The sequence below is a fragment of the Proteus sp. G4415 genome (genome assembly GCF_963896075.1).
GTDB lineage: Bacteria > Pseudomonadota > Gammaproteobacteria > Enterobacterales > Enterobacteriaceae > Proteus > Proteus mirabilis.
The window spans coordinates 1-8,295 of the sequence record NZ_CAWQOK010000085.1 but is presented as its reverse complement, the minus strand read 5'-3'; the positions used below and the strand labels follow the sequence as shown (position 1 = coordinate 8,295).

The 8,295-nt window shown below is 33.1% G+C and carries 9 protein-coding genes; 1 reads left to right on the top strand and 8 read right to left on the bottom strand.

Annotated elements, in window-relative coordinates; all coding sequences use genetic code 11:
• Positions 1-45: 45 nt before the first annotated feature.
• On the top strand, positions 46-1,518 hold the full coding sequence (locus AACU95_RS10315) for an anion permease (protein WP_049219563.1): 1,473 nt from the start codon (positions 46-48) through the stop codon (positions 1,516-1,518).
• 53 nt (positions 1,519-1,571) lie between these two features.
• On the opposite strand, the gene AACU95_RS10310 is transcribed toward AACU95_RS10315, so the two are convergent.
• From AACU95_RS10310 to AACU95_RS10275, 8 genes are all read right to left on the bottom strand, one after another.
• Positions 1,572-1,925 carry a helix-turn-helix domain-containing protein gene (locus tag AACU95_RS10310; protein WP_004244307.1) on the bottom strand — a complete coding sequence of 118 codons (354 nt, stop codon included), beginning with the start codon at positions 1,923-1,925 and terminating at the stop codon, positions 1,572-1,574.
• Entirely contained in the window at positions 1,918-2,901 is a 984-nt protein-coding gene (locus AACU95_RS10305; RefSeq protein ID WP_094959900.1) for a fimbrial protein, read from the bottom strand. Before AACU95_RS10305 ends, AACU95_RS10310 begins: the two co-directional genes overlap by 8 nt.
• Complete coding sequence (locus AACU95_RS10300) at positions 2,882-3,175, bottom strand: helix-turn-helix domain-containing protein (protein ID WP_012368285.1); 294 nt, start codon at positions 3,173-3,175, stop codon at positions 2,882-2,884. The genes AACU95_RS10305 and AACU95_RS10300 overlap by 20 nt, the downstream gene beginning before the upstream one ends.
• A gap of 22 nt (positions 3,176-3,197) precedes the next feature.
• On the bottom strand, positions 3,198-3,695 hold the full coding sequence (locus AACU95_RS10295) for a fimbrial protein (protein WP_004244312.1): 498 nt from the start codon (positions 3,693-3,695) through the stop codon (positions 3,198-3,200).
• Positions 3,696-3,707: 12 nt separating this feature from the next.
• The gene (locus AACU95_RS10290; RefSeq protein WP_004244313.1) at positions 3,708-4,229 is read right to left on the bottom strand and encodes a fimbrial protein; all 522 of its coding nucleotides are present in this window, start codon (positions 4,227-4,229) and stop codon (positions 3,708-3,710) included.
• Between the two features lie 66 nt (positions 4,230-4,295).
• Positions 4,296-6,803, bottom strand: a complete 2,508-nt coding sequence (locus AACU95_RS10285; RefSeq protein WP_012368286.1) for a fimbria/pilus outer membrane usher protein — start codon at positions 6,801-6,803, stop codon at positions 4,296-4,298.
• A gap of 16 nt (positions 6,804-6,819) precedes the next feature.
• On the bottom strand, positions 6,820-7,485 hold the full coding sequence (locus AACU95_RS10280) for a fimbrial biogenesis chaperone (protein ID WP_004244317.1): 666 nt from the start codon (positions 7,483-7,485) through the stop codon (positions 6,820-6,822).
• A 70-nt stretch (positions 7,486-7,555) separates the two neighbouring features.
• Entirely contained in the window at positions 7,556-8,080 is a 525-nt protein-coding gene (locus AACU95_RS10275; protein WP_004244318.1) for a fimbrial protein, read from the bottom strand.
• Positions 8,081-8,295: the final 215 nt, after the last annotated feature.

Below are 8,295 nucleotides of genomic sequence, written 5' to 3'. Positions count from 1 at the left end.
TCACTTACAATTATTTCTTACACCTGTTTTTAATGGAATAACCTGATGAATAAATTAACTCCATTACGACCTATACCTACCTTAATTGCGGTTGCTATTACCCTTATCATTTGGTTTGTTATCCCTGTTCCCCAAGGGGTAGATCCCAATGCTTGGCACTTGTTAGCGCTGTTTGTTGGTACTATTGCGGCTATTATCGGCAAAGCCTTACCTATAGGGGCAGTATCCATTATTGCTATTGCGCTTGTTGCCGCAACAGGCGTCACTAACCCAGACTCAACTAAAGGGGCGATTAATGATGCATTAAGTGGCTTTTCCAACAATCTTATCTGGTTAATCGGTATTTCTATTATGGTTTCAATGAGTCTTAATAAAACCGGATTAGGTGCTAGAATTGGTTACTATTTTATTTCGTTATTTGGTAAAAAAACCATTGGTATCGCTTATTCCCTAGCTATTGCAGAAACGATCCTCGCCCCTGTTACGCCAAGTAATACAGCTCGAGGTGGCGGGATTATTCACCCAATAATGCGATCTATTGCCGATAGCTTTAATTCAAAACCCGAAGAGGGTACTAGTGGTAAGATTGGTCGTTATTTATCGCTAGTCAATTATAATATCAATCCTATCACCTCAGCGATGTTTATTACTGCAACCGCGCCTAATCCTCTTATTGTAAGCTTAATTATCGGTGAAACAGGGTCTGAAAATGAGTTAACTTGGTCAATGTGGGCAATAGCGGCTTTTGTTCCCGCCATTGTTTCATTATTTTTAATGCCGATTGTGATCTACTTTTTATATAAACCAGAGATAACCCATACGCCGAATGCTCCCCACTTTGCCAAAGAGCGTTTAGCTCAATTAGGCCCTATTTCATTGCCAGAAAAAATCACTTTGGGAGTATTTGCACTGTTATTAATTATGTGGGCAGGAATACCCGCACTATTATTTGGTGATGCTTTTAGTATTAATGCGACTACTGCGGCTTTTATTGGTTTATCAATCTTATTATGTACTGGCGTATTAAATTGGGATGATATTTTAAAAAACAAAGGTGCATGGGATACCGTGGTTTGGTTTTCCGCATTAGTAATGATGGCCTCTTTTTTAGGAAAATTAGGTCTAATTAAATGGCTCTCATTAAGTGTGGGTGCCGGTATTGATAGTATGGGGATAAGCTGGGTAAGTGGTATGATATTACTCGTGCTGATTTATGTCTATTCTCACTATTTCTTTGCTAGCACCACGGCTCATATTACCGCCATGTTTGCTGCATTCTATGCCGCAGGTTTAGCTCTTGGCGCGCCACCAATGTTATTAGGACTTATTTTAGCTTTCTCTTCTTCATTAATGATGTCTTTAACTCATTACGGTACAGGTACTGCACCGATTATTTTCGGCTCAGGCTACGCGACCTTAGGTGAGTGGTGGAAAGCAGGTTTTGTTATGAGCATTGTTAACCTCATTATCTGGATAACCCTTGGTAGTTTATGGTGGAAGGTGCTGGGGTATTGGTAAAATAATAAAAACCAAAATATGATGCCTAATCAGTCTGTTAGGCATCATATTAACTAGCGCCAAAGTTCACACTTTTCGACAATCGTCTCAGAATGATAATAACTTTCTTTATAGGCTATTCCTTCTTGATCAAAACAATCATTTATATCCTGAAAAAAATAATTTAATTTAACTTTAAAAATATAAGATAATAAGTAAATTACATCCACATGAATATTGCACTCCCCATTTTCAAAGCGTGATTGATGTTGCTGGCTTACTCCTAATAAAGCACCAAGCTCACTACCCGTCATACCATGTTGTTGTCTTAACATTTTTATTCTTGCGCCAACTATCTTTGATATTTTTTTATTCATAATCGCCTCGAATGACAAAACCATATCGAAAAATATATTATTATCACTCATATAAGATATTTACTGTTGCTGTTGAGTTAGCACTACCAGGCGTTATTTTATTACCTGTTTTTATATATCTTGCTTTCCAACCAAATATATAATCACCGGAGGAGACCCCATTTTGTAGACTATTTTTTGTATTTAGTTTTATCGGGTTATTGTTTTTATCTAATAACTGAATGGCAACACCAGTGGCTCGATTAGTGCCCGATAGGTTTAATTTCCCTGTATTTGCATCTATATATCCAGCACTACTTGTCACTGTCGCTTTAATGTTAGTGCCAGCCGCACAGTTTAATGTAATAGGAACATCTACACTTTTACTGACATCACCAATATTTTTAAATTGAGTATCATACCAAGTCCCCATATTAATATTATAATTTGATGATTTTGTAGTACATTTTAATGAATTTATCTTTATTGCATTAAGAGGCAAATAAAGTGAAGTTAAGTTCCAAGTTGTGTTTTTAGGTTGTGTATTATTTTGTACTGCTTGAGCAATCTTGCCCCATTGAAGGCTTCCTGATTGCGTTACTCTGCCTGTTTTCATTATATAAACTGTCCAATTCGGGTATTCAAATAAATATGAGTTGTGTGTTCCATCGCCTTTCTTAGACCAAGTGGTGTTTAACGCGCCAAATTTATTGAAATAAACTTGAATTCCTATACCAGGGATATTTGTCTGTACTATTTTCTCAGCATTTGGTACCCATCCATTAGTATAATTTGCCGAAATTATAGAGTTACCACATTTCCCATCATTACCTGAAAAAGTTTTTATAGGTCCTGCTCTATAATTAATTATAATCTTATCTAATATACCTGTGCGCATATCATCATATTGAAGTGTATAAACTTTATTGGGTATATTAACCCAAATATTTTTTAAATTAGGATTTTGAATACAAGCCGCAAAGGAGTTAGCTGAGAAAAACAATAATGTAGCTAATAAAAAAATTTTTTTATTTATTAAATGATTCATTTTTATTCCCTATTATATTTGATATTTTATTTTCTATTTCTACTTTATCTTCATCATCTAATTGAAAAAGATCACTTAAACTAATACCGAAAAAGCAAGCATATTGATAAAGCCTATCTAGACTCACTCGATTAATTCCCCGTTCATATCTTGATTGCTGCTGTTGACTTATACCTATTTTCTTAGCCAATTCACTTAATGTGAGGCCATTTACTCTACGGTAATAAGCGATTTTTTTTCCTACCATCTTTGATGCTGGATAAGAGCGATTCACTTGAAACCCCTTTATGACACATTTAATTATAAATAAGAGTAAATTCAAGATGGCTCTTAAATGATCCCACCGTTATATTATTTCCATAGCCAACCATTCTTGCCGATAAAGCAAATTCAGCATTATGGTTATATTTATTAACAGCCGTCATTAATTTATCATTATTTTTTACAATACCTTTATTATTTTGCATTGCTAAATTTAGTGCTATATCTTTAGCCGTCCCACTATTAATAAAATATTCCGAATAATTAGGAACACTTTGGCCTCTTAAAATCATAGTGACTTTCTCTGTATTAACTGGGCAATTTTTTAATTTTATAGAAAAATCTATCCAGTCTGATGCTTGACCATTTTTAATATTTCTAATATTGATTTTTTTTAAATCAATTAAGTGGTTTTTCGTTTCTAACTCACAAGGTGAGGCTACTACTGATCCATATACATTAATATTAACAGTGTTGCTTAATGCGATAGGAGAATATGAAAATAATAAAAATAACGTTAGTGATTTCCACATAACACCCTCTTTTTATTGATAAATAAGCGTTGCTGTTATTTTGGCGGACACCGTCCCCGGTGTTGCATTACCTAATTTACTAAATGCTCGTGTTCTTAGTGGAACAGTAACCGATGGTTTACCATTAACCGCGATATATAAATTTTTTCCATTACCTAATGGAATTTCGCCATTACTGTTTTTATTTTGTAATTGAACGGCAATATTTTTTGCCGTCCCCTCATTTTTATATAAATTATTCACATCTGCATTATCAGGAGTTCCAGAAAAAGTCAGCTTTACTTGATTTACCCCCGGAGAACAATCTATTAACTTAATATTAAAATCATTCCAAACAGAACTAGAGTTTACTTTATTAAATAAACTTTCTGGCATCTGTTTCAAATCAATATTAATATTTTTACTACCAGAAACATTACAAGTCGCGGCTTTTATATTTCCAGAAAATTGAAGTGTCACAGTACTTCCTGCAGATGAAAAAAAACTTATTCCAATAGTAGTTATAAGAAGGAAGAGCCTCATTACTTTTATCATTTTACTTTCCTACAGGTAGCAAACATCAATAGCTATAAAAATAACCATGTTTGATATTTAAATTAATTAATAGCAAGTTACAGTAGTTTTATAGAGCCCTAAATAATCTGGAATATCAGATAGATCATAATTTACCTGACAGCTTTCATTGTTATATTTAATAGTAAAGTTTCCTTTCTGTTTTAGCCCTGATAAATAAACTTCTCCATCATTACCTACAATACTATTTAACTGACTATTGTCTTTAAAAATAGCTTGAGCGCCAAATGGTACTGGCTTTTTGTTTTCCAAATTTATCGTCATTAATACACGATAGCCTACATTTGCTGAAAAATTCGCTTTTACTAAAGCCCCTCGACTCGGTAAAACCGTCTGACTGGTAAGTTCCATTTCAGCATTCTCTGGCAATCTTAATGTATCGATCTCGACAGTATTTTTACGATATGGTGTGACATAAGGAACTAATGCATACCCTGAGTTATTAGTCCTAACTCCCGCTTGATTTAATATCGTAATATCACCCGCATTAGGAATATCTACGATTGCCGCGGTTTCTCCCAGTTGCTGTCCAAAAACAACTCCCTGAGAATGAGCAACGACGCTACCGCTCACACCATAGTAAAGATTATGATTATCTTTGCTATAACTGTACCCCCCCGTAATATCACCTAGTTGGCCTTTGTAGGATGCATTGATATTTCCAGAAGATCCTTGATCTTGATTGGTAAATGCTTGTTGCACACTCCAATTTAGTCGATTATTTAACTGAGATGCCGATATACCTACACTTCCTGTACTTGAACTATTATTGTTACTATTCGCATTAAAATTATAATAAAAAGTATTATCAAATACGCTAAAAGGCACATTCACCGAAAAAGCCAACAAATGTTCATCATCATTTTGTCTTTTCTGATCAGCAATATAAGAATGATTAACTGTATTTTTATTGTAGGTATAATTTATTCCATAGCTGATACCTTGCCAGCTATTATTATAACCAAGTGTTGCTGATTGTTTTTTGCTTTTGCTGTTCCAATAATCCTCTTGTATATATCCGATAGCTAAAGAGCCATATTTATCACCTAAATTTTGATTAAGTGTTATCTCCGCACGATGACGGCGTTGCTCAATTTCAGGGCTATAATGAGTACGACGAAAACTATCAAACACTTCAGATAAACTATAAAAGCCACTCGTTGAATAGCGATAACCTGCTAAAGCAATATTGGTTCCTATATTGTTCAAATTCTTATTATATCTAAACCGATAAGACTGACCTTGTTGCTTCCTTCCATCATTAAAAGTTGACTTAGCCTGTGTAACATCAACAGAAACAGCACCAAATGAGCCTAAATTTTTCCCAACACCTAGGGAGTAAGATTGATAATTTTGACTCAACTGACTTCCCCCATAAGCAGTAGTGCCATAAGGTAAACCATAAACTAATGTAAACTGACCAAACTTCGTTTTATCTACATTATTATCATAAGCACGATATTCACCGCCCGTTACGCTATAAGTGAAATGACCTTCACGCTGTAATACAGGTAAAGAGGCGAAAGGTACGATTTGATGTTGCTCACTACCATTAGCACCCTTAATCGTAACGTATAAATCCCCACTACTACCTGATGGATATAAATCATTAATTTCAAAAGGGCCAGCTGCCACTTCAGTTTGATAAATAGTATATCCATTTTGTTTGATGGTTATTTGCGAGTTACTTTTTGCAATCCCTCTAATGATAGGCGCATAGCCTCTTAAACTTTCTGGATACATCTCATCATCTGTTGATAATTGCATGCCTCGAAACGGAACACTATCAAAAACATCAGATGAAGATATCCCATCCCCTAGTATTAACTGACTTTTTATTTTATTTATATTTCTAGATAAATAGGTATAAAGGGTGTTCCACTTCCCTGACTGATTACTTGTACTCGACCATGTTGTGTAGTTTCTTAAACGCCATGGTCCTAAATTTAAACCTGGTCTTAAATTTATATAATTTGAAGTTGTATTTGAACTGCCATTCTTACGATCATAGTTTTTAGAACCACTATAACTATAGTTTAGTAATAAGGCATTTATACCATTATCAATATTATCTAACTCTATATATCCTCTTGGGTTTTTAGATAATGCAATTTGCGGAATACTTAAATATAACCTTTGTGAATCAAAATCTAATTCACTTTTAGCTTCTGGTATCGCAGACAAATTGACACAGCTAGTATATTCAGAATAAAGCCCAGGATAATCTGTTGTTTTAACCCCAAAGTCATTTAGATCATTTACTGATAAACAAGGTTTAAGCTGATTATTTTTATCTTTATCAAATCTAATATTTTTAGTTAAAATTAAATTAGTGTTAACATAAATATCAACATAATAGTCACCTGCTAGCTGTTGGTTATTCTCAAAAGAAGATAAATCAATAATATCTTTATTTGGCAGCTCTAAAAAATCTGGATCAAAATAGATATCATCTAAATTATTATTTTCTGCATATAATAAAGCTGCATAGCCTAAGTATAAAATGAGGCTAATACATACCTTACTTATTTTCATATTAGAAACCTAATTATTATATTCTAACTTCGGATAAATCCACATTAGCCCCATAATCATTAATAAGCTCCCAGCTTATAAGACCATGTTCATTATTATCATTTATATCAAATGATTTAGTTGAAAAAGGTTTAGCATAAGAAACATCATCAACCAATTTTCCATTAAATTTGATTGTTTGAAAATTCATAAAATAAGGTGTGGGATTATAAACTATGACTTTCCCTCTTTCCTTTGACCAAGATAATTTCTTTTGTTCTTCTTCAAAATTAACGTCTTTTAGACTTTTAGGTCTATAGATCAATTTCATTTGCGTTTTAAATGCAATTTGTAATGAATTTTCTGTTTTTTCTGTAGCAGGGATCGTTTTTATATTTAACCAAAAAAGAGATTCTTGATCACTTGGTAGCCCTTCTTCTGTTAAAAAGATCCTCAATGTATTCTCTTTATCTGGATTCAATCTAAATAAAGGTGGCGTGATCGTAAATTTTGACTGTTTTTTTTCCTCAAAATCATCTATCCATGACTGGATCAAATAAGGCATTTTGTCTGGGTTTTTCACGTTAATGCTGACATTCTTATTGCCTTCATTATAAATTACCCTTGTGCCACTAATAATAACACCTGCATAAGATGTATTAATAATAAATAAAGAAATAAAAAATAGAATAATAGACTTCATATTATCACCATAAAATGATTGTATAATAAGGTTTAAATCCCTTTAAACCTTATGACTTACCTAGTTATTTTTAATTATAATTAATAGTAAATGTTGCATTCGCATTTGCTAAACCCGCAGTGACAGAATCTGTTTTAGCAATATAACGAGCTCTAAAGTCTAAATTATTTTCAACACCTTCTTTTAATGGATAGGTTTTAGATGCGGTAAATAAAGGGACAACGGTATTTGCATCATCCGTAATTTGAATACCGACACCTGTTGCCACTCCCGACTCTTGTTTTAGCGCAATAACAGTATCGTCTCCAGAATAAGACTCTGCATCAAATTTAACAGATGCAGTACTTACTGTTGCAGGGCAATTAATTAATTTAATCGTAAATTTAGTTGCCGCAGCAGTAACTCCGGCACTAGGTAATGCTGTTTTAGATACCTTACCTAAATTAACTTTTAGAGCATCAGATCCAGCTGCTAATTCACATGCGTTATCGATAATTTCTCCTGTAAAATCGATTGTTCCATCTGCAGCTAATGCATTATTCGCGACAAAAATAGACGTTGTAGCAATCAACATTGCAATAAAGCTTTTTCTCATTTATTTCTCCAAATAATTATTTTAAACACATTGAGATAATAGAAATAAGATTAATTAACTCAATACGCGAGTATTATCTATTTATTATTTGAAATAAACAAGTTTCGGTTATTACAGTATAATGTTGATAACATTTTAATATTAAATAGTGTTATTAACTAATAAAACACAGTATAAGTTAAACAATATTTTTTACTTTTAATAAATCTTATTTT